This window comes from Mesorhizobium sp. Ca11 (assembly GCF_020165275.1).
Taxonomy (GTDB): Bacteria; Pseudomonadota; Alphaproteobacteria; order Rhizobiales; family Rhizobiaceae; genus Mesorhizobium.
Genome location: NZ_JAIUHU010000008.1, coordinates 233,149 through 257,902, shown reverse-complemented (window position 1 = coordinate 257,902; position 24,754 = coordinate 233,149). Strand labels below are relative to the sequence as shown.

30 protein-coding genes are annotated in these 24,754 nt (G+C 63.7%); 8 read left to right on the top strand and 22 right to left on the bottom strand.

All coding sequences use genetic code 11. From position 1 onward, the window contains the following. Positions 1-28: 28 nt before the first annotated feature. From LB538_RS16985 to minC, 6 genes are all read right to left on the bottom strand, one after another. Positions 29-586, bottom strand: coding sequence for a hypothetical protein (locus tag LB538_RS16985; protein WP_224524747.1), 558 nt, complete (start codon positions 584-586; stop codon positions 29-31). Between the two features lie 371 nt (positions 587-957). Next, entirely contained in the window at positions 958-1,425 is a 468-nt protein-coding gene (locus LB538_RS16980; RefSeq protein WP_318011875.1) for a hypothetical protein, read from the bottom strand. 417 nt (positions 1,426-1,842) lie between these two features. Then, positions 1,843-2,730 carry an EamA family transporter gene (locus LB538_RS16975; RefSeq protein ID WP_224524749.1) on the bottom strand — a complete coding sequence of 296 codons (888 nt, stop codon included), beginning with the start codon at positions 2,728-2,730 and terminating at the stop codon, positions 1,843-1,845. A 339-nt stretch (positions 2,731-3,069) separates the two neighbouring features. Further along, complete coding sequence (minE, locus tag LB538_RS16970) at positions 3,070-3,342, bottom strand: cell division topological specificity factor MinE (RefSeq protein ID WP_042638296.1); 273 nt, start codon at positions 3,340-3,342, stop codon at positions 3,070-3,072. Beyond that, positions 3,339-4,154 (bottom strand): septum site-determining protein MinD, encoded by an 816-nt coding sequence (gene minD, locus LB538_RS16965; RefSeq protein WP_095770099.1) that lies wholly within the window; start codon positions 4,152-4,154, stop codon positions 3,339-3,341. The genes minE and minD overlap by 4 nt, the downstream gene beginning before the upstream one ends. A gap of 161 nt (positions 4,155-4,315) precedes the next feature. Then, positions 4,316-5,206 (bottom strand): septum site-determining protein MinC, encoded by an 891-nt coding sequence (minC, locus tag LB538_RS16960; RefSeq protein WP_224524750.1) that lies wholly within the window; start codon positions 5,204-5,206, stop codon positions 4,316-4,318. Between the two features lie 264 nt (positions 5,207-5,470). On the opposite strand from minC, the gene LB538_RS16955 reads away from it, so the two are divergent. Then, entirely contained in the window at positions 5,471-5,899 is a 429-nt protein-coding gene (locus LB538_RS16955) for a hypothetical protein (RefSeq protein WP_224524751.1), read from the top strand. A gap of 337 nt (positions 5,900-6,236) precedes the next feature. Then, positions 6,237-6,485, top strand: a complete 249-nt coding sequence (locus LB538_RS16950) for a DUF982 domain-containing protein (protein WP_095770102.1) — start codon at positions 6,237-6,239, stop codon at positions 6,483-6,485. Between the two features lie 203 nt (positions 6,486-6,688). Here LB538_RS16950 and LB538_RS16945 read toward each other — a convergent pair whose 3' ends face one another. The 6 genes from LB538_RS16945 to LB538_RS16920 form a co-directional block, all read right to left on the bottom strand. Further along, positions 6,689-6,838 carry a hypothetical protein gene (locus tag LB538_RS16945; protein ID WP_224524753.1) on the bottom strand — a complete coding sequence of 50 codons (150 nt, stop codon included), beginning with the start codon at positions 6,836-6,838 and terminating at the stop codon, positions 6,689-6,691. Between the two features lie 118 nt (positions 6,839-6,956). After that, positions 6,957-7,139: a hypothetical protein gene (locus LB538_RS16940; RefSeq protein ID WP_224524755.1), complete on the bottom strand. Its 183-nt coding sequence runs from the start codon at positions 7,137-7,139 to the stop codon at positions 6,957-6,959. A 79-nt stretch (positions 7,140-7,218) separates the two neighbouring features. Beyond that, on the bottom strand, positions 7,219-7,491 hold the full coding sequence (locus LB538_RS16935) for a DUF1488 domain-containing protein (protein WP_224524758.1): 273 nt from the start codon (positions 7,489-7,491) through the stop codon (positions 7,219-7,221). Continuing rightward, positions 7,488-7,799, bottom strand: coding sequence for a hypothetical protein (locus LB538_RS16930; RefSeq protein WP_224524760.1), 312 nt, complete (start codon positions 7,797-7,799; stop codon positions 7,488-7,490). The genes LB538_RS16935 and LB538_RS16930 overlap by 4 nt, the downstream gene beginning before the upstream one ends. 8 nt (positions 7,800-7,807) lie before the next feature. Then, the gene (locus tag LB538_RS16925; RefSeq protein WP_140545023.1) at positions 7,808-8,044 is read right to left on the bottom strand and encodes a hypothetical protein; all 237 of its coding nucleotides are present in this window, start codon (positions 8,042-8,044) and stop codon (positions 7,808-7,810) included. Positions 8,045-8,111: 67 nt separating this feature from the next. Continuing rightward, entirely contained in the window at positions 8,112-8,468 is a 357-nt protein-coding gene (locus tag LB538_RS16920; protein ID WP_224524763.1) for a hypothetical protein, read from the bottom strand. Between the two features lie 279 nt (positions 8,469-8,747). On the opposite strand from LB538_RS16920, the gene LB538_RS16915 reads away from it, so the two are divergent. After that, positions 8,748-9,212, top strand: coding sequence for a hypothetical protein (locus LB538_RS16915; RefSeq protein WP_224524765.1), 465 nt, complete (start codon positions 8,748-8,750; stop codon positions 9,210-9,212). Positions 9,213-9,279: 67 nt separating this feature from the next. Here LB538_RS16915 and LB538_RS16910 read toward each other — a convergent pair whose 3' ends face one another. Then, positions 9,280-10,851, bottom strand: coding sequence for an FAD-dependent oxidoreductase (locus LB538_RS16910; RefSeq protein ID WP_224524767.1), 1,572 nt, complete (start codon positions 10,849-10,851; stop codon positions 9,280-9,282). A 91-nt stretch (positions 10,852-10,942) separates the two neighbouring features. Beyond that, positions 10,943-11,815 (bottom strand): ferritin-like domain-containing protein, encoded by an 873-nt coding sequence (locus LB538_RS16905; protein WP_224524768.1) that lies wholly within the window; start codon positions 11,813-11,815, stop codon positions 10,943-10,945. A gap of 315 nt (positions 11,816-12,130) precedes the next feature. On the opposite strand from LB538_RS16905, the gene LB538_RS16900 reads away from it, so the two are divergent. Then, positions 12,131-13,393, top strand: a complete 1,263-nt coding sequence (locus LB538_RS16900) for an FAD-binding oxidoreductase (RefSeq protein WP_224524770.1) — start codon at positions 12,131-12,133, stop codon at positions 13,391-13,393. A 100-nt stretch (positions 13,394-13,493) separates the two neighbouring features. Here LB538_RS16900 and LB538_RS16895 read toward each other — a convergent pair whose 3' ends face one another. The 3 genes from LB538_RS16895 to LB538_RS16885 form a co-directional block, all read right to left on the bottom strand. After that, positions 13,494-14,351, bottom strand: coding sequence for a BA14K family protein (locus tag LB538_RS16895; RefSeq protein ID WP_224524772.1), 858 nt, complete (start codon positions 14,349-14,351; stop codon positions 13,494-13,496). Between the two features lie 375 nt (positions 14,352-14,726). Then, positions 14,727-15,830 carry a KamA family radical SAM protein gene (locus tag LB538_RS16890; RefSeq protein WP_224524774.1) on the bottom strand — a complete coding sequence of 368 codons (1,104 nt, stop codon included), beginning with the start codon at positions 15,828-15,830 and terminating at the stop codon, positions 14,727-14,729. Positions 15,831-16,073: 243 nt separating this feature from the next. Beyond that, positions 16,074-16,463 (bottom strand): VOC family protein, encoded by a 390-nt coding sequence (locus tag LB538_RS16885; RefSeq protein WP_095767204.1) that lies wholly within the window; start codon positions 16,461-16,463, stop codon positions 16,074-16,076. A gap of 136 nt (positions 16,464-16,599) precedes the next feature. On the opposite strand from LB538_RS16885, the gene LB538_RS16880 reads away from it, so the two are divergent. From LB538_RS16880 to LB538_RS16870, 3 genes are all read left to right on the top strand, one after another. Further along, positions 16,600-17,406, top strand: coding sequence for a helix-turn-helix transcriptional regulator (locus tag LB538_RS16880; protein WP_224524776.1), 807 nt, complete (start codon positions 16,600-16,602; stop codon positions 17,404-17,406). 120 nt (positions 17,407-17,526) lie between these two features. Beyond that, the gene (locus tag LB538_RS16875) at positions 17,527-19,188 is read left to right on the top strand and encodes an acyl-CoA synthetase (protein WP_224524779.1); all 1,662 of its coding nucleotides are present in this window, start codon (positions 17,527-17,529) and stop codon (positions 19,186-19,188) included. 92 nt (positions 19,189-19,280) lie between these two features. Then, positions 19,281-20,174, top strand: coding sequence for a hypothetical protein (locus LB538_RS16870; protein ID WP_224524782.1), 894 nt, complete (start codon positions 19,281-19,283; stop codon positions 20,172-20,174). A 107-nt stretch (positions 20,175-20,281) separates the two neighbouring features. Here LB538_RS16870 and LB538_RS16865 read toward each other — a convergent pair whose 3' ends face one another. The 5 genes from LB538_RS16865 to LB538_RS16845 form a co-directional block, all read right to left on the bottom strand. Further along, on the bottom strand, positions 20,282-21,706 hold the full coding sequence (locus LB538_RS16865) for a hypothetical protein (RefSeq protein ID WP_224524785.1): 1,425 nt from the start codon (positions 21,704-21,706) through the stop codon (positions 20,282-20,284). 442 nt (positions 21,707-22,148) lie between these two features. Next, the gene (locus LB538_RS16860; protein ID WP_224524788.1) at positions 22,149-22,658 is read right to left on the bottom strand and encodes an Hsp20/alpha crystallin family protein; all 510 of its coding nucleotides are present in this window, start codon (positions 22,656-22,658) and stop codon (positions 22,149-22,151) included. 89 nt (positions 22,659-22,747) lie between these two features. Then, positions 22,748-23,224, bottom strand: a complete 477-nt coding sequence (locus LB538_RS16855; RefSeq protein WP_224524790.1) for an Hsp20 family protein — start codon at positions 23,222-23,224, stop codon at positions 22,748-22,750. A gap of 242 nt (positions 23,225-23,466) precedes the next feature. Continuing rightward, a complete protein-coding gene (locus LB538_RS16850; protein WP_140846975.1) occupies positions 23,467-23,739 on the bottom strand; it encodes an usg protein in 273 nt (90 codons plus the stop codon). A gap of 13 nt (positions 23,740-23,752) precedes the next feature. Beyond that, a complete protein-coding gene (locus LB538_RS16845; RefSeq protein ID WP_224524793.1) occupies positions 23,753-24,100 on the bottom strand; it encodes a hypothetical protein in 348 nt (115 codons plus the stop codon). Between the two features lie 330 nt (positions 24,101-24,430). Here LB538_RS16845 and groES point away from each other — a divergent pair, with 330 nt between their 5' ends. Continuing rightward, positions 24,431-24,745 (top strand): co-chaperone GroES, encoded by a 315-nt coding sequence (groES, locus tag LB538_RS16840; RefSeq protein ID WP_224524795.1) that lies wholly within the window; start codon positions 24,431-24,433, stop codon positions 24,743-24,745. The last annotated feature ends 9 nt before the right edge of the window (positions 24,746-24,754 follow it).

The window sequence follows — 24,754 nt, the reverse complement described above, 5'->3', positions numbered from 1 at the left end:
AATTCCCCAGTTCTTCAACTCTCAATCCTCACAAGTTCAGCAGGCGCGATAAATCCTCCTCCGTCGCCTGCCGTTCGATGATGGTGCGGCCTTGCGCATCCGTCATTTCGAAACGGCCGTTCTGGACCTGCTCCTTCATACCGTTGCGATGAATGACGGTCACCTTGTCGCCGTCAATCGAAAGCGTGTCGCCGGTCGCGGCATTGGTGTAGCTATTCTTGCCGCCGGGATTGGTATTGCCCTTGCCGCTGTTGTTGCCCGGCCCGGCATTGGGGTTGCTGCCGCCGGCATTGCTGTTCCCGTTGTCGCCCTGGCCGTTGCTGTTGCCGTTGTCGCCACTATTGCCGGAATTCGAGCCGCCGGCGGAGCCGGAATTCGAACCGCCAGCCGATCCCGAATTACCGCTGCCGCCGCCTCCACCACCGCCGTTCCCCCCGTTGCCGCCATTGCCGTTACCGGCGGCGGTGGCTGCGGCAATCCTCGGCGCGCCGTCAAAGGTGATGTGCCAGGGCGCAAAGATCAGCGCCAGCGCGCTAAACACACGCAGCGCGAGCCAGGCGAGCCTGCTGAAGGGGCGGTTTCGCATATCTTCTCTTCGTTCCGGTCCCACTTCCGCATGGCTGAAGCTCGCTCACGGCACAGACGAGGCGGAACCGGTGTGTTGATCCCGGCGAGAATTCACATTCCGGCGGGGCGACGAAAGCGGCCCACGACCCTTGCCCCCACCCGTCGGACCATTTCCGGCGCCATGGCTGACCAATGTCGCAACGGACAGGCTTTGCCGGCGCAAAAAATTACCCCCGCACGAAGGCGGGGGCAAGGTGAGTAGCCAAGTTCCATCGCAAGACGATCAGGACCGCAGAGACGAAGCAAAAGGTGGCAACCTGATTTTGCAGCGCTGACCTTCGGTCCCTTAAGATCTAATCCGGATAAAACCTCACTCCCACAAACTCTGTCTCACAAATTCTTCAGGCGATTGAGATCGGCCATGGTGGCCCTGCGGTCGACGATGGTGCGTCCGTACTTGTCTTCCATCCTGAACCGACCGTTCTCGATCGTCTCCTTCATTCCATTGCGGTGCGTGACCTGGATGCTGCTGCTGGTGGCCTCGACCTTGTCGCCGGTAACGGCGTTCACATGACTATCGACATCCGAGGTGCCTGCCGCGCTGCTGCTCGCGCCGTTATTGCTCTTGCCGTTGTTGCTGCCGCTATTGCTGTTTCCGTTGTTGCCGCCGCTATTGCCGTTTCCACTGTTGCCGCCGCTATTTCCGCCACCGTTCCCGCTGTTGCCGCCGCCGCTTCCGTTTCCACCACCGCTGCCGCCATGACCACCGCCGCCTTTGTCGGCATAGGCCTTGGTCACGACGAGACCATCGACGGAGAGACTGACAGGCGCGACGACAAGCGCCAACGCAGCCAGCACTGGCAAGACTAGCCTGCAGCCTCCGCGCGATGCGCGCATTCCGTGCCAATCCTTCAGCCCGTCGGCCAAACTACCCCACCGGCAATGTCGCAGCATAAGCATCCCCAATCAGCCGTACATAAGGAAGTGGCCCACGACCCTTGTCTTGTCCACTCGGACCTATTGCAATTTCGTGATAGGACTTAGGTCTTATTTCAACCACCGGATGCGGTCGGATATTGCCGCCCCGGGGGTGTTTTTCCAAAGCCGACCAATCCCTTAACCACCTGCGGGTGCCGAAGCGGTTCACCGTTTCACGGAAACGGCAAACCATCGCACGTCCTTGTTTCGAAGCAGCTCAGGATGGATTACCGCTGCGAGGCGCCGAGCCTGCCGTTTCGCGCATTGTCCGGGAATTGCCCGGTCCGAAAGATGGATTCAGGCCGGCAAAGACACCGGCCGCCGCGCCGCGACCGCCGTGCCGAAGGCGGCGGCAATGACGGCGGCGACGCCCGCGCATTGCAAAAAGTTGAGCTTCTCATGCAGAAACAGGAAGCCGGTCAGCGCGCCGCCCGCCGGCTCCAGGCAAACCAGCATGCCGTAGACCTTGGCCGGCATGCGCGCCAGCACCAGCATTTCCAGATAGAAGGGGAGCGCGCTGGAGAACAGGCCGACCACGGCCGCGCCCGCCATGATGTGCGGGTCGGCGAGATAGGGTTGAGCGGCGCTGAAGCCGAAAGGCAGCGCCAACACAGCGGCGATCGCCATGCCATAGGCGGAGGTGCGCACGCCGAGCGCGGCGCCGGCCTTCTGCGCGAAGATGATGTAGAGCCCCCAGCAGGCGCCCGCTGCGAGCGCCAGCACCACCCCCAGCGGATCGAGCCCGCTTCTGGCATCGGCAAAAGGCGAGAGCAGCACGATGCCGGTTGTCGCGAGCGCCACCCAGACGAGGTCGAGCAGGCGCCGGGAACCGAGCATAGCGACGAACAGCGGCCCGGTGAATTCGAGCGCCACGCAGATGCCGAGCGGAATGCGCTGGAGCGCTGCGTAGAACAGCATGTTCATGGCACAGACCGTGATGCCGTAGGCGGCGAGCCAGGGCAGGGTTTTCCGCGAGGGCAGTACCTTCCAGGGCCTCAGCACCGCCGCCAGCATCAGCGCGCCGATGGCGAGCCTCAGCATGGTCGTGCCTTCCGAGCCCAGCACCGGGAACAGCCCCTTGGCAAAGGCGGCGCCGACCTGAACCGACAGGATGGCGCCGAGCAGTCCCAGAACGGGCATTGCGCCGACATGGGTTTCCGGCTTCGCGGTCTGCGTCGAGGTCAATCCTGGCTCCATCCCTGGTTCGGGAATGGAGATAGGGCGCGGGCACCACGCTGTCGTGAGGCAGTGCGGGGCGGATGGTGGGACAAGAGAGTGAGGTTTACGCCTTCGTCATCCTGGCGCGGAGCAAGGAACGAAGCGACGCGCTCAGACCCAGGGTCCTGCCATGGCGCTAAAGCGTTGCACCGCGTACGGAATTCCGGACCGCCGCGCTCAAAGTCGGAGGTAACGGCGTGAATCCTGGAGTCAAGCCGAGGACGAAGCGTTGGCGCAGGCCCGCACTCCGGCCGCTGTGGTCACCTCTCCCCCGCCTTTGGCGAGGGAGAGAAAATGCGCCCGGCGTCATCCCGCCATGGCGAGCGGCGCGGCGCTCTTGTTGGGGATCTGGATGTCGATCTCCAGCGTCGACATGGTCGCGCCGCGGTCCATCGAGACCTGGAGGTAGTCCTGGTCGATCTGCACATGCTTGGCGATGACCGCCATGATCTCCTCGCGCAGGATGGAGACGAGATCCGGCTGGCCGCGGCTCTGGCGCTCATAGGCGAGCAGCAGCTGCAGCCGCTCGCGCGCCACCGGCGCGCTGGTGCGCCGCTTGAAGAGATCGAGGATGCTCATGCGGCCCTCCTTCCGAGAAGCCGGTCGAGGAAGCCCTTGCGTTCGAAGGGGACGACCACCGGCAGGTCCTCGCCTTCCAGGCGTCTTGCCGCTTCGAGGTAAGCCTTTGCGGCACCATTGAGCGGTTCCGAGAGCGTGACGGGCGAGCCGAGATTGGAGGCCCGCAGCACATCCTGGCTTTCCGGGATGATGCCGAGCAGCGGCGTCGAGAGGATCTCCAGCACGTCGTCGATCGACAGCATCTCGCCGCGCGCGGCGCGCGCCGCGTCATAGCGCGTGACCAGCACGTGTTTTTGCACCAGCTCGCCCTGCTCGGCCTTCATGGTGCGGGCGTCGAGCAGGCCGATGATGCGGTCGGAGTCGCGCACCGACGAGACTTCCGGATTGGTGACGATGACCGCCTCGTCGGCGAAGCGCATGGCGAGCTGGGCGCCGCGCTCGATGCCGGCCGGGCTGTCGCAGAAGACATAGTCGAACACCGATCGCAACCGGGCGATGACTTCCGCCACGCCCTCTTCGGTCAGCGCGTCCTTGTCGCGCGTCTGCGAGGCGGGCAGCAGGTAGAGAGTCTCCAGCCGCTTGTCGCGGATCAGCGCCTGGGAAAGCTTCGCCGTGCCCTGGATAACGTTGACGAGGTCGAACACCACGCGGCGCTCGGCGCCCATGATGAGGTCGAGGTTTCTCAGGCCGACGTCGAAATCGACCAGCGCCACCTTCTTGCCTGTCCTGGCCACGGCGGCGCCGAGCGCGGCCGTCGAGGTTGTCTTGCCGACGCCCCCCTTGCCCGATGTGACCACGACTACCTTGCCCATATATCCAGCCTCCATTGGCGGTTTTTATTCTCTGGCCGTGCCAGGCACGGCGGGATCATTCGCTTTTGGTGCATGTCGTTCTCCCAAAACCGCTGCACTTGGGGCGACATGCACCGATAACCTTCGCACGCGAAACCGGTCCGAAGCTTGCGGCCAAGAACTCAGCCGAGCGGCACCACGCACAACGCATCATTGTCGAGGAAGGCCTGCACGGCCTTGCCGCGCGAGGTGCCTTCCATCTCCTCGGCCGTGGTGTACCAGCCGTCGACGGCGAGCAGCTCGGCCTCGTTCTTGCGGCAGAAAATGCGCGCCGAAATATTGCCTTCCGAGCCGGCGATCGCCCGGCCGCGCAGCGTGCCATAGACATGGATCGAACCGCCGGCGACGATTTCCGAGCCGGACGCGACCGAGCCCAGCACGATCACGTCGCCATGCGGATGGAAGACCGACTGCCCGGAGCGGATCGGCGCCTTGATCATCAGCGTGCCGGCGGCAGGCGCCGGCACGGCGCCCTGCCCTGGCTTTTCCGGTTCGGTCTGGGCCGGCTCGATCCTGACCGCTTCCAGCCTTGCCAGTTCGGGATCCACCGGCTCATCGCCGGTCGCCTGCAGAACCTCCGCAGGCGCCGCCGCCTGGATCGTTTCCCGGGTCACCTCGGCCCGCTCCCCGGCGACGGCCATTTCCAGCTCTTCCGCCCGCGCCTTGCGCGCGGCCCGGCCAAGCAGCCCCTCGGCGGTCGCCTCCTTGGCGCCGGCCAAGAGCGGCGGCAATTCAGACCCGAGCTCGGCGCCTTCGAGCTCGATGGCATAGACGCGGATGCCGCGCGAGCCGAGCACGCCGACAAGTGCTGCGATCTCCTCCGGCCCCGGCTGCAAGGTGTTCAAATCCAGCACCACCGGGCGCCCGTTGAAATAGCCCGGCGAATTGGCGATCCAGTGATCCAACCCCTCCAGCCAGTCGGCGATCGGCGCTTCCGGCGTCAGCGTGAAAGCGACGAAAGAACGGGCGCGAAAGCGGATCGATTTGTTGTGCAAAGGGGCGGCGAAGGTCACGTCCGGCGAATCCTTACTCAATGGTTAAAGGGTGCCGGGCTAATGGTTAACAAAAGGTTAATTTCGCGGGTGTCGACCGTTAGGGATATGGCGCGGCTAAGTTTTGTGGCGGGGCGGTCACAGGCTCCGCGTGGGCGGTCGCGAATGCTGGCAGCGCCATGCGCGGACGAGTCGGGCGTGTGAAGCCGCTAATATACGCAGGTATGCGCAGCGGGCGTCCTCCGGACCGAGACTTTCTACTCTTTCCGAGCCAAGGGGATGAGCATGGGCTTCAATCGGCAAGACGGCAAGCGAGCAGGCGCGACAATCGCGACGATGGCGGCGCTGATGCTGCTTGGAGGATGCATGACGCATTCGCCGAGCGGACCAGCGGTCAGCCGCGACGAATGGCTGACGACATCCGATGCGGACAAGGTCGTCAGCGCGATGAGCGCCAAGGGAATGATGCCGGCGACCATCGACTGCCGGTTCGACAACACCGCGCCAGGCCAGGTGGCCTACCGCTCGAAATTCACCTGGAAGCAGGCGCCTGCCAACACGCGCTATCACTGGGAAGTCGGCGACCCGAACTACCTCGCAAGCAAGGATGTCGCATCCAACAGGGTGGGTCTGAGGCGGGTGTTCGCGAAGACCGCGCGGGACCCGGCGACGCGGCAGAAGGTCGGATGCTCGATCTGGGCGAGCAGCAGCTAGAGAAGCGAATTGCTGATCGGCGATCGAACCTCTGCACAAGTCGCGGTCGGCAGCTCAACGGCTCTCATTTGCTGCGGTTTTGCTGGCCAGACAGGAAACAAAGGCGCACGATACGATCTCGCTGGTGCGGCGAGGACAGTCCGGCTTGATCTCTTGCTGAGTAGGTCGGGCTGTCCAGGAGCCTCTCCTTGGTCTTGCATGCGAGCGGGGCCTTTGCGGCTGGTTTCCCGCCGACTGCCTAGCGTCGTATCACTCGAGCCTATCTTTGCGTTCGCCCACCCGTTCGCCCACAACAAACAGTGCTTGCCATGTTGCGCGCCGCGGCCTAAGCGCAGTGATGGCAAATGAAAAATTCGACCAGTCGGTGACGATCATCGTTGATCCGGCCGGCGGACGGGAGGCAATCGGCGATGCCGCCGCCTGTCTGGATTTCCTGCTTCGAAGATGGCGCGGCAAGCGAAGCGACAAGCACCGTGCAGCCATTCAGGCCTGCACGGATGTAAACAGCGGGCGCCGACCGGCTTCATTCGCGCGCAAGGCGTTCATAGCAGCCGCCCGCGAGGCGGCTATTCTCGTGACGCCTTAAGGCTGCTCGCGCGGCCTGAAATTCTTACTTTCGATGTCGATGATCTCGCCGCAATTTTCACACTCCATCTGGGTGTGAGCGCGTATCCAGCCCACACGCGTTTTCGCCTGGTGATGGCACCGCGGGCACTCCACATCGATTTCGAAGTGATCGGACTCTCGTTGTGTCATTGCGGTTCCAAGGCCGGCCTGCCTAACGCGACATTATCCGTTATCAGTGCTCCCCGCCCGCTCGTCTTCCGGATCCACCACTTTCTCTTTCGCCACCTTGGCCGCGAGCTTCGCCTCTTTCTTTGCCGCCTTCGCCTGATCGCGTTTGCTGCGCTCGTATCGGTAGTTGGGTTTCATCGCCATGGTGTTTCTTCCGGTTTAGGCAATTTGCGCCTGGGGATTTGGACATGCCCAGGAGCGGGAAAGACAGTTCGCGAGACATAAGGCCCAGCCAAGAGGCACTTGTCAGGCGGCCATCATGTCAAATCAGGCGATTGCGTTCTGCGATCTGACGCGCCCGCCGCAAGGTGCCGTCAGTGTCGGCGAGCTTGCGCCTTGCTGCCTCGTCCTTCCTGACCGTCAGCCGCGCGGACATGATGCTTGAGGGACTGACGATCGGCTTGATCGCGGCGGGCGGCGCCTCGGGGGTTTTCATGGAACGCATCGGCATTATCCTTTCTTGTAGCAGCCAGGGCTAAGGCTATTCGCGGCTGCGGGTTTTCCCTGCGACATTGGCTTCTTGCCTATCGGAAGCCGGAAGCCGTGAGCGTGTAGGAGTTTCGGCGCTCGCGCGCATATGCTTTGCTGGCGGCATCCTGGATGGAGCTGCGCAAGGCGTCGAATGCCGAAAGATATGCCATCTCGGCCCTTTCCTTGCCCCCATCATCGCCAAATGTCCCAAGGACCTCGACCTCGACGAAGAAGCGGACCTGGAACATACCATCATGGCCAATGAAGCAGACGGCGCGGCGCGTTTGATCGAAACTCCGGCTGGGATTTGGAAAGGCGAGCGTCATGGGTTGCCCACCCGTGTTTCAGCGTGTTCAGTTGGCCGGGTTCTATTCCATTCCTTTCGAGCCTCGACGTTGCGACGGTTGAGATTCAGCATGCTCGTCGTCGCATGCGCACGCGTCAGCCCGACCATCGGAGCGCCGTCGACATGCGCCGGAATCCCGGTGAAGACATGGTAGACGGTCCAGGAATGATCCGCTTCGACGCGACGGCCGTATTGATGATCCCTGAAGGCGTGACCCGACAAGCCTCTGTTGTTTGGGGAACAGCCGGATACGGCCTTGTGGCCCGCCTCGGTCTCGCCGTTGGCCATGGACCTGTTCATACCTGTCTTTCCTCGCCTTCCTGCGCGGCGATAATTTCCGAATAAAGCGCCGCGCCGTCAGCTTCGGAGATCGTGACCGCATCCGGCCACTGCGGCATGTTCAGCGTCCTCGCCAGAAGCCGCGCGATCTCGATTGCATCCTCGAGACCCGTTGCAAGCACCGTCTCGCGGCCGATGACGGCATGCGCGTCATCGCTGACGCGCGTGCGATAGAATTCAATCACGACCTTCATCGAGACCCGCCGCGCGACGGCATCGAGCCCTTCGCGCCGAAGGCAGGCGCCTTGATTGAATAGGCGCTCAGGCCTGGTCGGAATTCTTCCCTGCTTCGGCGTCCTCATCTCGCGATTGGAGCGCTGCCGTCCCTTGGCCATGTCCGAACGTCCTTTCGATCAGCATCAGGCCGGGATCCGAGGCCGGGGTTCCGGCCGATTCCAGCCTATCCTCGGTCACCACGCGCTCATGCGGTTCGGTGTCGCTGCGGATGCGGTATTGAGGCGAGTTTTCTTTTGGCGGCAGCGTGCCGGTGACGTGGTAGACTTCCGCGGTCAATGTCCGGAAATCTCCCTTCAGACGGACCGCCTGTCCGATGTCGAACAAGCGCGGCGGGGCGCCGTGCCGTATCGGCCGTGTGTTGCGCTGCATAAGGCTTGTCATGATGGTCTCCGGTCGTCTTCGAGCGCCGCCTCGAGAGAGGCCGGTTGATCGATGCTTTACCGTGCGAACCCCATTGTGCGGAGGATCGCCGGCAGGTGAATGAAAGAGGCCGCGTTGCGTCGCGGGAAAGACCCTTCCGGGCCTCCTCGTCGAGATCGGTAGATACTCTGCGGTCGCGGCGCGTCTGAGGCGCGGCAGCACCAAGGAGAGCCGAAGCAGACGACGGTGGACGCGATGCGAATGGCCACGATTGCAGCTTTCCCGTGAAAACATGCTAGGATGGACTTCCGCGTTATTTCAGTCGAACCGCTGGAACGATTTGCGGTGCTGCCAGTACATCCGTGGTCAGCGCCCTGCGTCGTTCCAGGGTTCAAACGAGCAAGCTGCCGCGCCGGACCGGCGCAACGCTTCGCTATCGAAAATTCGGAAAGGATTGGCGCGGCTCCGACGGGGCGAAAGCCAAACTCAACCAAATCAACACTTTTTGTATGCGCCTCAATTGCGCTCAAAGCAAGACTTACACGTCCATTATTTTTTTCCCGGGTAAATAGAAATCTCGGATCCGGGCCTGAAACAGCGGTAAATCGATTTCTAGGCGCTCCCCAAAAACCTTCGGATTATTTCACCCAAACATTTTTGAGCTTCCCTGGAATTATTTTTTCACTCCTATCCGCCACAACCAAAGCCATCTACAAGGCGATAGGCTTGGCCCAGAAAAAGGCCACCGAAAATCCGGGCACATAGCGGCTATGTGGTCGTCCGGGCACCGCTTCCTCCGAGGCGTTTGCGTTAAACGGTGAACCGCCATAGGTCACTTTCCGGACGCCACCTTGGGCTCCGCGCGAGACCCGCGACCCTCCGACCGGGCCAAGCCGCGGATAGCCGGGCCGTTGAGCACCGTCCCGTCCGGCGCGAACTGCGAGCCGTGGCAGGGGCAATCCCAGCATTGCTCGGTCGAATTCCAGTGCACGATGCAGCCGAGATGCGTGCAACTGGCCGAATGCCGGTGCAGCTTGCCGTCGCGGTCGCGGCACACGGCGAACTTGCTCAAGCCGTCCTGCAGGATGCCGCCTTCGCCAGGCTTGAGGTCGCCGGCCGACTTGACCTCACCGGGCAGCAAGTAGCCGGCGAGATTCTTCACTGTTGTAAGGTTCTCATTGACGTAGTGCGCGAGCGCGGCGGGCGGCTTCCGGTCGGGAGCATAGACGGCTTCCCATGGGTTCGATCCGTCCACGATCAGATCGCGTATCAGCAGTCCGGCCAATGCACCATGCGTCATGCCCTGGCCGGAGTCGCCGGTGGCCATGAAGACGTTGCCGTTGCCGGGGCTTCGGCCGATGAAGCCGCAATAATCGATCGTTTCGAGAACCTGACCGGACCACCGCGCTCTTTCCGCGCCAAGATCTGGCACCAATGCCCTGATCCATGCTTCAAGCGCGGCAAAGCGCGCCTCGCCGTCATCCGCTTCGCCCGATTTGTGATCGCGGCCGCCGGCGATGAGACAGTCCGTCTTGCCGGGGCCGGGATTGAGGCGGACGTAATAATAGGGATCGTCCATGTCCCAGTAGAGCGCATCCGGGAGGGTTCCCCTGGCGATCTCGAAAGCCATGGCATAGGTGCGGTAAGGCGCCATCTTGCTGTGGATCTTGACCCATGTGTTGATCGGGGAATTGGTGGCAAACACCGCGTTCGAAGCGGTAACGGTGGAGCCGCCATCGCATTTCAGGCGAATCTGCTCCCCCTCCTCGATCTCGATGACGGCGCTGTCGGCGAATGCCTTGCCGCCTCGCTTCTCGAAATCAGCCAGCAGGGCGCGCAAATATTTCAGCGGGTGGAAGGCGGCCTGTCCGGGGTAGCGCAGGATGGGCGCCGATTCATGACCCTTGAGAGGCACGCCTTTGCCATGTTCAGCCTCGGCGCCGATCTTAGCCGCAGCCGCATACTCCTTATTGCATTCTCTGGCGGCCTGCTTCTCGTCCATCCATGCGGCCGGGAAAAGGAAGCCGTCCAGCCGCCGGAAATCGCAGTCGATCTCCAGGCTGGCAACGTGCCGCTCGATGCGGTTGACGGCGGCTTGCTGGCTCTCCTGAAATCCGCGCGCCAGAACCTCGCCGCGCATGTCGATCAGCGCGCTCAAGCCATCGTCGCAGATCGGCGCCAGATGGGCGGTCGTGCGCGATGTCATGCCTCCGAGTAACGGCCCGCGATCCACGAGCACCACCTTGCGTCCGGCCAGCGCCAGTTCATAGGCAATCGAAACCCCGGCGATGCCGGCTCCAACGACGGCCACGTCGCAATGCTCGTCCTGCTCGAGGCGGGGCGCGCCGGGAAAGCTGGCGTCGAGCACCCAAAACGATCTGGTCGCTTCGCTGCTGACGTTCATCGCGTGCCCCGTCGAGACGATATGGGACGGCCGGCGACCAATGCTGTGCAGCGCAGGTTGTAGGTCATCATGACCGGGTCCATCCTCGCGGCTAGGTGCTCTTGAGCGTTCCGTTCATCCCGTTCGGGTAAAAGCCGCCCTTGCTGACACCCGATTGGTCGGTCAGATAAACAATGCGCAGCACCTCCTGCGGGGTCCTTGTGAAGGCAATCGCATCCGGCGTCGAAGGAACGAAGTTGGCCTTGCCGTCGACGCGAATGCCCTGGTCCTTGTCATCGGGCCCGTCGATCTTGTCGCGTGCGTCGGAAATTGCATTCGCCGCCTTCCAGGCCTTCTCGCCCATGCGATAGAGCGACGACCGCGCCATCCCCATGTGGTAGGCCTCGACCGCGAGAATTCCAGCCGCGGCTGCCAGGAATTCCTTGTTCTTCAGGACGGTTGCCGCACCGGCGTAGGCGGTGACGCCGACATCCTCGAACAGCATGCCGCCAAGCACGAAGTTCATCTGGTTGCCGAAGGGGTCGAAGTCGGCACCGAGCCCGGCCGCCTTGGCGACCGCGGCAAAGCCGGCATCAAAATCGATCGCCGGCCGGTCCACCGCATTCGACGCCAGGGTCTTGCGGTAGAACCTGACATGGGCAAGTTCATTTTCCGCGACTTCCCGCAAAATTTCAGCCAGTGCAGGCGTTTCGAAGGGAACCTTCTTGCCGCCGACGACTTCGCCGGGCTTGGAACCGGCATCTGAATCGTCGATGCCTTTTCCTGTGGTGCCCCGCAGGTAGTATTCGGCCTCCATATATTCCAGGTTCAGCGCGAACCGGAAAATGTCTTCGTCCTTTATGTCATCTTGTGCGAAAGCAGGCGAAACGGGGGCGACGCCGGTCGCTGAAGCGAGCGTCGCTCCAAGACCAATTTGCAATGCGCCGCGGCGAGAAACATGAAGTGAAGGGGTGACATGGATCATAGCTTCCTCCCGAAGCCCGCCATGAACCGGTGTGGCCTCAAACGAGCGGGCCGTCCTGTCAACTCCGCCAAACGCGGAATGTTCCTGAACCGAGCCGGTATGGTTGTGGACCCGGGCGATTCGATGGGCGTGCCGGCGTGACTCCCGGGCTGCGGTTCCTCTATAGGACGAGCTTCACGTCCGACGCCGGATCCATTTCATGGCCCTCCTCCCCTCTCTCCGCGCCGCCCTCCCCAACGCCACCATCTGGGACCCGCCGAGCTCGCCTCGCGCGATCCTGGCTTCGACACCCGCAATTTCGGCGCCTCGGCTCTGGTGCGTCCGCGCGATGTCGAAGAGGTCGCGGCGCTGGTGAAATTCTGTTCGGAGCGTGGCATCCGTCTTGTCGCGCAGGGCGGGCGCACCGGGCTGGCGGGCGGAGCAGCCACTTCCCAAGGGCAGGTGATCTGCGACCTTGGCGGGCTTAACAGAATAGAGGACATCGATCCGTTCACGCGCGTGGCGATCGTGCAGGCGGGCGTGACGCTGGGCGCGCTGCAGGAGGCGGCAGCCCAGCATGGGCTCGACCCGGGCATCGACCTTGCCGCGCGCGGCAGCGCCACGATCGGCGGCATGGTTTCCACCAACGCCGGCGGCATCATGGCCTTTCGCAACGGCACAATGCGCCACCGCGTGCATGGCTTGGAGGCCGTGCTGCCGGACGGGCGGTTGTTTTGTGATCTCACCCGGGTGCTGAAAACCAGCGCAGGCTACGATCTGAAGCATCTCTTCATCGGCGCGGAAGGCACGCTCGGCATCGTCACCCGCGTGGCGCTGCGGCTCGATCCGGTGGCCGGGGCGAGTGCCACCGCGCTTGTCGGCGTGCCGAATGCGGCCAGCGCCCAGCACATCGTGCGGCATTTTTTGAACTCGGCCAGCGCGAGGCTCACCGCCGCCGAGATCCTGTGGCGTAATTTTGCGTCCCTCATGCAGCGGTCGCTGAACTATGCCTCGGGCAGCCTGCCGCTCGATGCGCCCTGTCTGCTGGTGCTGGGCCTAGGCGCCGACTCGATCGAGGCGGCGAGAAGCGTGCTCGAGGGCGGGCTGGCGGCGATCTGGGAAGAGGTCGGCATCGTCGACGGGCTGGTCGCGAGCTCCGAGGGCCAAGCCGCAGCGATGTGGCGGCTGCGCGAGGAGACTGTTGAGATCGAGCGCGCGCACCCTATGGCGCCCTCGTTCGACGTCTCCGTGCCAGCCGGCGCGCTGGACGCCTATGTGGCGCGCATCGAGGCGGGGCTGAAGAAGCTCGACGCCTCATATGCGCCCTATGTCTACGGCCATCTCGCCGACGGCAATCTGCACATCTCCCTCAATTGCGAAGGGCCGGTTCCACATGAGCGGCATGAGGCGATCGAGGACGTGCTCTATGAGGGGCTGCGCGAGGCCGGCGGTTCGTTCTCAGCTGAGCATGGGGTGGGGCTGGAGAAACGCGAGGCCTATGAGCGGCATGCTGATCCGGTTAAGCGGGATTTGGCGAAGGCGATCAAAGAGTTGATCGATCCGGGCAATGTGATGAATCCGGGGAAGGTCGTGGGCTGAGTTGGCGGGGGCGCGCGAGAGGCTAGAGCGAACCTGCTTGTGTCGCAGCCCCTCTCCGGTCGCTTCGCGATCACCTCTTCGCTGTCGCGGGCCAGAAACACTACTCGCACTGGCGGCGCGGGCCGCCGTCGAAGGGCTGGTAGGTGTTGTCCTGCGGATCGTAGGAGCGGTAGCGGCTGAAGCAATCGTCGATATGGGCGGCCGAGATCTGCCGGCCCTGTGCCCGCACGGCCCCGGCCTCGGGCGAGATCTCTTCCGGCGGGCCGCCATAGGTGGTGACGTAGCCGTCGCCCGACGGGGCGTAACCTTCCATCTCGGCCTGGTCGTCGCTCGTCTGATCATCGGCCGCGGCGGTTTGCCGATCATCCGCTACCGCTTGACCACCCTGGCCTTGCCGATCGTTTGAGCCGGTCGAGGCGGTGCGGTCGCCCATCGGGTCGTAATAGGGTGAGATGCAAGGGCGCAGCTCGCCGCTGTAGGCGCGGTAGCTGTTTTCCGCCGGACGGTAGCTGCGATAGCGGGCCGAGCACCATTGCAGATGGGCCACGGGCAATTGCTGCTCGGCCTGCCGATCGGCCGGAGCCGGCTGGGAAGGCTGGGTCGCGTCAGGCTCGGCTGCGGGCTGGTTCGGCTGAGCGGTCGTGGGCTGCAACTGCTGCGGCTGCGCGGGTGCGGTCGGCGCCGCGAGCGTCGCCGTCTGCACTGCGCTGTCGGTCTTGGCCGGCTCGCCCCCTGGGGCGGGCGCGACGGCAGCCTGCTGGGCGGGAATGCGCTGAAGATTCTGCTTTTGCGGATCGACCGGCTGAGCGTCCTTGGTCCAGAGCTCGGAAACGCCGATCGCCGGGGTCGCCTGGCGCACTGGCTTGGCGGCGAGCAGCCAGGTGGCGAAGGCGAGCCCGCTGGCGAACACGGCAAGGGTCAGCACGAAGCCGCCGATAATTCCCAACAAAGCCTTCATGCCGAACTCCTTTAGTCCCCGCTGATAGAATGCGAGGCGCGGAATCCGGTTCCCACAGCAAGAGGGCGATGTTGCGACCCGGCGGTAACAAACGAAGGCCCCGCGTGCTCCGGGGAGGAGCACGCGGGGCCTCGAGAGGATCGCTAGGTGAACCCAGCTGGGGACTAGGCAGCTAAGGGACTTTACGATGATCCAAACGGATCGATGACAGTGTCGCGCCTTTGGTGCGACGCCGCATCGTGCAAACAGAGGAATAAATGCAGGTGGTTCACATGGCAGTCCCACGCCTCGGACTCGCAGCCGGCGGCGGCCGGTCAGGCCCGGCAGAATGCCCCAACGAGGCGGCCGGGCCGCGCCCGAGCGGCATGCGGGCACTCAGCAGTCCGCCACCACCTCGCTGTAGCTCCTCGCCTTCCCGTCCTGGCCGCGAATGCGCCACGTTTCGCCGTCCCGCCCCTCGATATGGCTCGCCGCCAGCGGCACCTTGCCGCCGCCATCCGGCAGATCGATGACATAGGTCGGATTGCAGATTCCGGATAAGCGCCGGCGCAGTTCCGCGACCAGCGCCTGGCCTTGGGCAATCGTCGTGCGGCGATGCGCCATGCCGCGCGCGAGGTCGCCGTGGTGCAGGTAATAGGGTTTTACGCCGAGACGGTACATCAGCTCGCGGCAGAGCTCCTCCAGCACCTCGACCTTGTCGTTGACGCCTTTGAGGAGAACGCTCTGGTTGAGCAGCACGAAACCTGCCTGGCGCATCGTGCGGCAGGCCGCCTCGGCTTCGGCGGTGAGCTCGCGCGGATGGTTGAAGTGCGTGACAACCGTCACCATCAGCCGTCCCTGCAGCGCCTCGACCAGGCCGGAGGTTATGCGCGACGGCAGCGCCACGGGCACGCGGGTGTGGATGCGCAGAAGCCGCAGATGCGGGATCGCCTCCAGCCGGGCGCGGATTTCAGCCAGCGCCTTGTCCGGCAGCGACAGCGGATCGCCACCGGTCAGGATCACCTCGCGGATTTCCGGGTGCCCGTCTATGTAGACCAGCGCCGGCTCCAGCGCTTCGCTTGTGTAGCCGCGGCCGATCGAGATCAGCGATTCCTTGCGGAAGCAGAAGCGGCAATAGACCGCGCATTGATAGGTCGGGAACAAAAGCACGCGGTCGGCGTGGCGGTGCGTCAGGCGGGGCACCGGGCTGAAGGCATGATCGCCGATCGGGTCGTCGAGCTCGCCTTCGGCGGTGACGAGCTCGCCCGGCGACGGGATCACCTGGGCGCGGATCGGATCGTTGGGGTCGCTCCAGTCGATAAGATCGAGATAGGGTTTGGGCACGCGCACCTTGTGCGCGGTCGCGGCTTCTTGCATGACGGCGCGCTCGGCGGCCGAAAGCGGCAGCGAGGCGAGGTCGCGGACATGGCGCACGCCGGCGCGGACTTCGGCTTGCCAGGCGGCGTCGGGGGCGGCCAGTTGTTTGAGATCGGTGGTCATTGCGGTTCTCTGGTTCGCCGTCCCTATCGGCCGGATGGTCGATGTGGTCAACCGCATACCGCCTTACGCCGTTTTGGGAAATTGGAACTCTCACCGCTTGAGCTTCGCAATCGCCTCCGCCGTCACCGGCGTGAAGCAAGCAGCTCGGCGAAATCCTCGGTGTAGACCGTGAGCTTGATGCCCGTGACTGTTCTCGTAGAAGTCGACGAGCCGCTTGACGCAAGGCATTCAACTGCCGCAAGGCTAGATATCGGCGTAGATCTCCAGCACATTGCCGTCGGGGTCGCGAAAGAACAGCGTGCGGTGACCCCAGGGCCGGTCGGTCGGCCCACTTTCGATCGCCACGCCCTTCTCACGCAACGTCTCGGCGCATTGGTCAACCTGACTGGGCGTCACCCGGAAGGCGAGCTGCATGGAGAGCGCGCCCGCCGGGGTCGGCAAGTCGTTGAACATCACGCCGCGCTCAGTGAGCGCCAGCAGGCACGAGCCGACCTGGTAGGCGATCCAGCTCTCGCCCAGGCTGGAATGGACGCGAAAGCCCATCACGTCCTCATAGAAACGCCGCATCTCCTTCATGTCGCGGGCGAAGAGGACGGTGTAGTCGATATTCCTGATGTTTTTCAGCGCATTCATTTGCGGAATCCTTTGTCGGGCGCCGCGTTCCGACGCGGCGTGATTGTCGATGCGCTGGCCTCATTATACTGGTAGCAAGGTGGTACAAGATGAGCGGCGCTGCTAGTAGCGTCGCCACCCCCTTCGAGGCACGAGCATGCTGGAACAGACCACCGAGATGGACAGGCGTAAGGAACTCGGCCGCTTCCTGCGCGCCATGCGCGAACGCGTCGAGCCGTCACGGCATGGCATCCGCACTGGCACGCGACGGCGCGCAAGCGGGCTGCTGCGTGAGGAAGTCGCGCTGCTCGCAGGGATCAGCGCCACCTGGTATACGTGGCTAGAACAGGGCCGCGAGGCCAATCCTTCCGCGCAGGTGCTCAATGCGCTCGCCGACGTGCTGGACCTCGTGCCTGTGGAACACCAGCACCTGTTCAAGCTCGCAAAGCCGGAATGGCGGCCTGAGGCGACGCCGCTCGAAGGCCCCTCGCCCGATCCGCGCATTGTCGGATTGCTCGCCACGCTCTCGCCCAACCCGGCCTATGCGCTCAACCGCGCCTGGGACTTCATTGCCTGGAACGACGAGGCGGCGGATTTGTTCGGCGGCTTCGATCAGGACGATCCCGCAAGGCGCAACCTGCTGGCGCGGTTCTTCCTCGATCCCGCCTGGCGCGGCCTGTTCGCCGACTGGGAAGTGGTAGCTCGCTCGGCGATCGCGCAATTCCGCGCCGCGACCGTCGAATACGCGTCTGCTGCCGACATCCGCGCCGTGCTCGATCCACTCAAGGCGCTGAGCCCCGACTTCGCGCGCCAATGGGCCGAGATGCGGGTCGAGGAAGCGCCGATCTGGTCGAAGCGGATGGTCGGTCCGAGCGGCGAAATCGTGGTCTATGATTATTTCATGCTGACGCCCGTGGGCGTGGGCAAGGAGATAACGCTGAGCCTTTATCGGAAGCGTGGATAAGGAGCTCCCCGGCACTACACGGGGAGAAAGACGCTGCCGCAATCGACCAGCGCCCTCCTTTCATGCAATCTCCTCCGGCGGCGATCATGGGAGATGATCCGCCGCCGAGGGAGGATTGCCATGACCGACACGCCAGCGGCGGTGCCGCGCTATGAGGATGCCGTTGCGCAATTCCGCATCGAGGACGAGATCGCGCGCCTCCACGGCGATCCGGCGACCGGCATCAACGCCTATGTCGAATGCTGCGGCCGCTATACCGGCGAAAACCGGCTGGCGCTGCGCGCGATCTCGGCTGCCGGTGAATTGCGCGAATACTCCTTCGACGATCTGGCCGACATGGCGGGCCGCGTCGGCACCCTGCTCAAAAGTCTCGGCGTGCGCCCTGGCGACGTCGTCGCCGGCATGCTGCCGCGCATCCCTGAGTTGGTGGCGCTGATCCTCGGCACATGGCGCGTCGGCGCGGTCTACCAGCCGCTGTTCACCGCTTTCGGGCCGAAGGCTATCGAGCATCGCCTGAGCTACAGCAAGGCGAAGCTGGTGGTGACCAACCCCGCAAACCGCGCCAAGCTCGACGAGGTGGAAAACCACCCGCGCATCGCCACAATTATTGGCCCCGGCGATGCAATTGCAGCAGGCGACGTCGATTTCCGCGCGGCGCTCGCGGCTGCCTCCTCCGATAGCGAGCCGGTCATGCGCAAGGGCACCGACCTGTTCATGATGATGTCGACCTCCGGCACGACCGGGCACCCAAAGGGCGTGCCGGTGCCGCTCAGCGCGCTGCTTGCCTTCGGGGCCTATATGCGTGACGCGATCGGGCTTCGGCCCGACGACATCTTCTGGAACATCGCCGATCCCGGCTGGGCCTATGGGCTCTACTACGCCATCACCGGGCCTTTGCAGCTCGGCATCGCCACCACCTTCTACGAAGGCGCCTTCAACGCCAAATCGACCTACGACATCATCGAGCATCTGGGCGTCACCAGCCTGGCCGGCTCGCCGACAGCCTATCGCCTGCTAATGGCGGAGGGGCCCGAGGCCGCGGCCCGCGTCAAGGGCAGGCTGCGCGTGGTGAGCAGCGCCGGCGAGCCGCTCAATCCGGAGGTGATCCGCTGGTTCGACGCGCATCTTGCAGCGCCGATCCACGATCATTACGGCCAGACCGAGAACGGCATGATGGTCAACAACCATCATGGTCTGGCGCATACGGTCCGCGCCGGCTCGGCCGGCTTTGCCATGCCCGGCTACCGCATGGTGGTGCTGGACGAGGCAGGCAACGAACTCGGCCCCAACCAACCCGGCGTGCTGGCGGTCGATATCGCCAACTCGCCGCTGCGCTGGTTCGACGGCTACCACCAAGCGGAAACGCCGGCGATCGCGGGCGGCTACTACCGCACCGGCGACACGGTGGAATATGAGACGGACGGCTCCGTCTCCTTCATCGGGCGGGCCGACGATGTCATCACCTCATCCGGCTACCGCATCGGACCGTTCGATGTCGAAAGCGCGCTGATCGAGCATCCGGCGGTCAACGAGGCGGCCGTCGTCGGCGTGCCCGATCCGCAGCGCACGGAGATCGTCAAGGCGTTCGTAGTGCTGGCGCCCGCCTTCAAGGGCAGCGAGGCGCTGGCCGAGGAACTCGCCCAGCATGTGAAGACGCGACTGTCGGCGCGCTCCTATCCGCGCGAGGTCGAGTTCGTCAGCGAACTGCCGAAGACACCGAGCGGCAAGATCCAGCGGTTCTTGCTGAGGAAGGCCGAGGTGGAGAAGCGCAAGGCGGAATAAAGATTTGGCTCTACCATGATTTCCGCCACGCAAAAGCCGCCAAGTCGGGCGATGGCTGCCAAGGGCTTTGATCGCTAATTTGGGGTTGCAGCATGCGGTTGGTCTTGACGCTTCTCATTGCGCTGGCGGGCAGCGCGGCATATGCCGCCTCGGCGGAAGACGATTATATCGCCGCGCGCGACAAGGCGATCGCCGATATCACCGCGCAGGAAAGCGCCAATACAGCGATCGAAACCATCGATGCCCAGAACGAGAAGGCGCTGGCCGACCTCCAGCAGCGCCTCGCCGGCATTCTCGGGCCCCTTTCCGTCAAGGGTTTCCCGGCGACCGGCACCATCAATGTTCAAAGCCTCAACGCTTCCGATATCGGCTACGGCATGCTGGACGGGCTGCGATATGCGCAGAGCGACGACGGCCCAAGCATCGTCGCCTCGACGCGCGGGTTGACCGAGCGCTGGCTCAAGTCCAAATCGTCCGAAGCGGAAGCGGATTTCAAGCTGCCCGCCGACATCGGCGCGGCGTTGAAGCTCGACAGTTTTTACACCCAGGCCATCGGCAGCGACGCGGCATTCTCGGGCACGCTCGACTTTTCGTTGAAGAAGCCCGACGGCGCCGATGCGGTGGTCGCGCGGCTCGGCGGCTGGACCCAGGATGTCGGACCGATCTACGACCAGCACGTCGTCGTGGCGGTCGTCAAAGGCGACCGCGTGCTGATTGCCGAGGCACCCGCCTCGCCCGCCGTGCCGAAGATCGCGGCCTGCGATTCAATCTGGGCAGCCGCCGACGCCGCCGCGCAGAAAGCCCAGCAGGCCGACCAGGGTTCGGACCAGGACGATCCGCAGGTCTCCGATCCCGCCAACGCCGCCTGGGAAAAGGGCGACGCCGACTACCGCGCCTGCATGGCCCAGCGCCTGCCCGGCGACCCGTCCTTCCCGGCGCTGCTCAAGCAGGCGCAGGACCTTGCCGACGACATGGCTGGAAAATAGTCCGCCAGGGCAATTCCAGGAAAGCGCAGCGGCTCTCGACGTGGAGCGGTTTCAAACCATAGAGATAGAGCGGGCCGGCGCTGTCGAAGCCGAGCCGCTCGAAACCCTCAGCCTCCGTTCGCCCGCATGTTGCGCCGAGAAACGCGCCGCGCGACGGGGCGCGCCGCTTCCGCGATGATCGCGTTGGTTTGAGGCGCGGCATCCATGCGCGACCTTGCGTCGGTCACCCGATGCAGGCGCTCGTAAGGCAGCAATTCCCGGATGCGGGCGTTGAGCGCTTCGACTTCGGCGCGCAAATCCTCGCATTCCTGCTTCTGGATATCGAGCTGGATCTGCTCCGACGCCTGCTGCAGCGAAAGCCGTGAGAAATTGGTGCTGACCTCGGACAGGTTCTTCTTGTCGGCTTCGCTCTCGTCCTTGAGAACGGCGAGCCTTTTCTCCGCAATCTGGCGTTCGGTGACGGCGTCGTTCAGCTGCGCCTTTAGCCTGGTGATCTCGTCCGTGGCTTCGCCATTGTCGGTCGAGACCTTATCCAGACGCGACTGCAGTTCCTGGATCTCGGCACGCAAACCGCGCATTTCCGCGTGGCTGCGTGCCAATTCGGCGGTGCTGTCGCTCTCGGCGATCCGCGCCGCCTCGATTGTTTCGGCAAGCCTGGCCTGCGCTGCCTCGAGCGCTTTCTGCAGCCGGGTTTCTTCCTTTTCGTGGTTGCCGATTTGAGCCATCAGCTCGGCGATATGGGCGGTTTCGCTGGCGTGGGTTGCCGCGAACTCGTCGAACTTGTGCCGGGCCTCCGCCTCGCGCTTTTGCGCCTGCTCCAGATCGACCGAAAGGCCGACCTGCTTTTCGCGCAGCAGCTTGTTCTCGGCGCTGCGCCTGTCGACTTCGACGGTCTTGGCCGTCAGGGCTTTGACAATCTCGCCGAACTCCGTCTCGCGCCTGGCGGTCTCATTGCCCATCTCCACCAGCTCCAGGCGCACCGCCGCAAGCGCCGAGCGCAGCTGCTCCCGGTCCTGGACGAGGCTCGCCTCGCGCTGCTGCCACGCTTCGGCCGCGCCGTCGCGTTCGCGCTGCCGGCGGGCGGCGTCAAGCAATTGTTCCGACAATGTCTTGTGTTCGGCGGTGAGAGCGAGGTTTGCCAGCTCCAGCTCGTTGGAGCGCAACACGTCGCGATGGAAGACGTTGAGGACTTCGCGCGTCATATGATGTGCAGTGGCGATCTCCGCCAGCTTTGCCTCGATCTCCTGCAGATGGCCCTGCCCGTCCCGGAAAAGCCCGGTGACGGCCTCCAGGGCGGCCAGCCGCGTCTGGGTATGCGGTGTCAGCCGCGATGCCGATGCGTCGGACGGCTCTTCGGCCGGCGGATTCTCGTCGCTTGCAACCAGTTCCCGACCGGCGACGGCGTCGTCTTCCGACGGCGGCTGTTCGTCATCTTTGAGAACGTCCTCGAACGCCTCCGCCAGATCCGATTGGAGTTCCTGAAATTCCTTATCGACGTCCTCGGCCCGCTTGATCAGAGACTTGAAATTCATCACGGCACATCCCTTACGCTCGACGACACATCTTTTACGCTCGCCCCCGGGCGTACTTAACGAATTACTAATCTATCGCGTTACCTTCCGTTCGGGAAGCCTGTGCAAAGGAAACCAAAATTAAGGTTATCGCCGGTCCCAATCTGATGCGGATCCGCGCTAGGTGAGCCCCTCTCCCGTTCCTAACATATGTTAGCTTTCTCTCCGGATAGGTGCTGAAAGCATGCGCAGCAGAAGGGAAAGACAGCGAGCTGCTTGTCATCATTCAGATGAGCGATGCGAAGACTTCTGGACGGAAAAAAGAAGCTCCCGCCGTATAAATTTTCTCTTCCTCGGCCGCCCATGATCGATCGAGTGGAGTTGCTTGCGCGAGCATCCGGTTGCCGTGGCTCTATGGGAGTCGACGCGGGAGGCGGATGGGCCGACCTCCCGCGTCGGTGCATCAACTCTTGATGTCGATGCGCTTGACCTGCGACTGCGCCTTCTCGCTCTTCGGCAAGGTGACGGTCAGCACGCCGTTCTTGAAGCGGGCATCCACCTCGTCTTCCTTGACCTCGTAGCCGACCGGGATGCGGCGCTCGAAGCGGCCGTAATAGCGCTCGGAGAACTGCCTATCCTTGTCCTCCGTCTCGGAGCGCTTCTCGCCTCTCAGCGTCAGCACGCCGTCGTCGAGCAGGACCTCGATGTCTTTCTGTTCGAGGCCCGGCACCTCGGCCATCACCTTGATCTCCTTCTCGCCGTTGGAGATCTCGACGCTCGGCCAACCGGCGCCGAGGGCGGAGACACCGCCAAAAGACGGCAACCGGCTGTCGAAGCCGCGGAAAACGTCGTCAAACAGGCGGTTCACCTCGCGATGCAGCGACAGGAACGGATCGCGCTCACTGTCGCGGAATATGCTTGGAAGCTGGTTGCCGTTGCTCCGGCCCCAGGGGATCAGATCACGGACACTCATGGTTTGCTCCTTTCTGTTCATCGGCTCGAAAAGCACCTACGCGCCGGGCAGCGCCCGGCGCATAGCGCGGATGCGCTCACAAGAAGCCCTCAGGCGGCGTGCTTCTCGCCTTCGATCTTCTTTGTCGTGCCTTTGAGCGTTGCCTTGTCGGCCGCGATCTCGATCCGCCGCGGTTTCATCTCTTCTGGAATTTCGCGCTTCAGATCGATCGTCAGCAGCCCATTGACCAAGCTGGCGCCAACGACCTTGACGTGGTCGGCAAGCTCGAAGCGGCGCTGGAACGCACGGCCGGCGATGCCACGATGCAGGTACTCACCCTTGTCCTCGCCGGCTTTCTGGCCAGAGACCATGAGCATGTTCTGCTCCTGGGTAATGGCCAGTTCGTCCTGCGAGAACCCAGCCACCGCCATACTGATGCGGTAGTCGTCTTCCGAAGTCTTGGCGATGTCGTAGGGTGGCCAATTGTCGACGGTCTCGATCCGGCTCGCCGTCTCGAGCGCGTTCAGCATTCGATCGAAGCCGATGCTCGACCGGAACAGGGGACTGAAGTCAAACGTGGTTCTCATAGCTACATCCTCCATTGAGCAACATAGATACGAGGGGCGCCAAGGAAGCGGCGCCCCTTGACCTTGCCGGTCTCTCTCAAGCACCGGCGTAATCGATCTGGGAATTCAACACGGGCACGTCAAGGCCCCGCTCCGAAGCCGCCTTCAAGGTCGTGAAAGTCAGTCCCTTCGTCTGCATGCAGGCAGGCGAATCATGAGTTGGAGGCGGCCGCACAACCACGACCGCCTCGGGGAGCTGATCTTCAATGGATCGCGATGATCCCGTCGACGGCCCGCCACTCCGACGCCCTGATGAGCCGATGGTGAGCGACACGGACAGAATGCAAGGCGCCAGCCAGCTCGCGCTGCCAAAAGCCCAGAAAGCCCCTCAGCGCCGGGAAATCCGGGGCAAGATCATAGTCCTGCCAGACGTAAAGCTGGAGCAGGCTGGGATGGTCGGGCAGATGATAATGGATCTCGGCAGTGGTCAAGCCATACCCATTCATCTGCAAGCGGAATTCCTTGCTGACCGCCATCGCCTTCGGGCCTTCACGCGCTCAGCCGGTCGACCACCTGCCGGTGGTCGTCATCGGCAGGGCCGCTGGGCGGCGGAGCCAGCGCATCAAGCCGGCGCAGCGCATCCATGATGTCGTCGAAGGAGACCGGCCGCTCGGTGCCCGGCGGCTGGCGCAGCGCCGGCATCGATTCCACGGCGCAAGCATCGGACGCCCAGGACGAAAGGATCGCCCGCTTTTCCCATATATCGAGCGAGCCGTCCTCCAGCACATCCCGCGGGTGCTGAAAATGCCTGGCCGGCGACAGCAGCCGGTCGAGCGAAAGGTCTGATAGTTCGGGAGCTAGGGAAGGAATGATCGGCGAAAGCGTCTGTCGGTCCATTTCTGTCCTCCGTCTCCAAAAACTCCTTGCTTCGGGTTCCAATTTCTCACCGGTCCCGGCGCTGCCGGGCACCGATAATCTTGTTCAACTCAATCGCGAATTCAAGCCTCTCCGTTATCGGAGCGGGCCAATTTACCGCATGTTTTCAGCGCGCTAGCACTCAACGGTCGAGAGTGCCAAAAAATTTGCGGTACCCCCTTGAAAGTAGATGAAGGCAAAATTAGCTCGACATGCGCGCGATGCCGAAAGGGTCGCGCGAGCCCCGCTCCGGTCCTGCCGGTCCGGAGCGGAGGAACTGCTCGCAATCTGTTTGTCCTGAAGGAGAACGATATGACGTTCCGTCCATTGCATGACCGCGTGCTCGTGCGCCGCATCGAGGCCGAAGAGAAGACGGCCGGCGGTATCATCATCCCCGACACTGCCAAGGAAAAGCCGCAGGAAGGCGAAGTCATCGCCGTCGGCCCGGGGGCCCGCGACGAGAGCGGCAAGCTCGTGCCCCTCGACGTGAAGGTCGGCGACCGCATCCTGTTCGGCAAGTGGTCCGGCACCGAGATCAAGCTCAACGGCGAGGATCTGCTCATCATGAAGGAAGGCGATGTGATGGGCGTGATCGAGCAGGCCGCGACGCTGAAGAAAGCCGCCTGACCGGGGCTT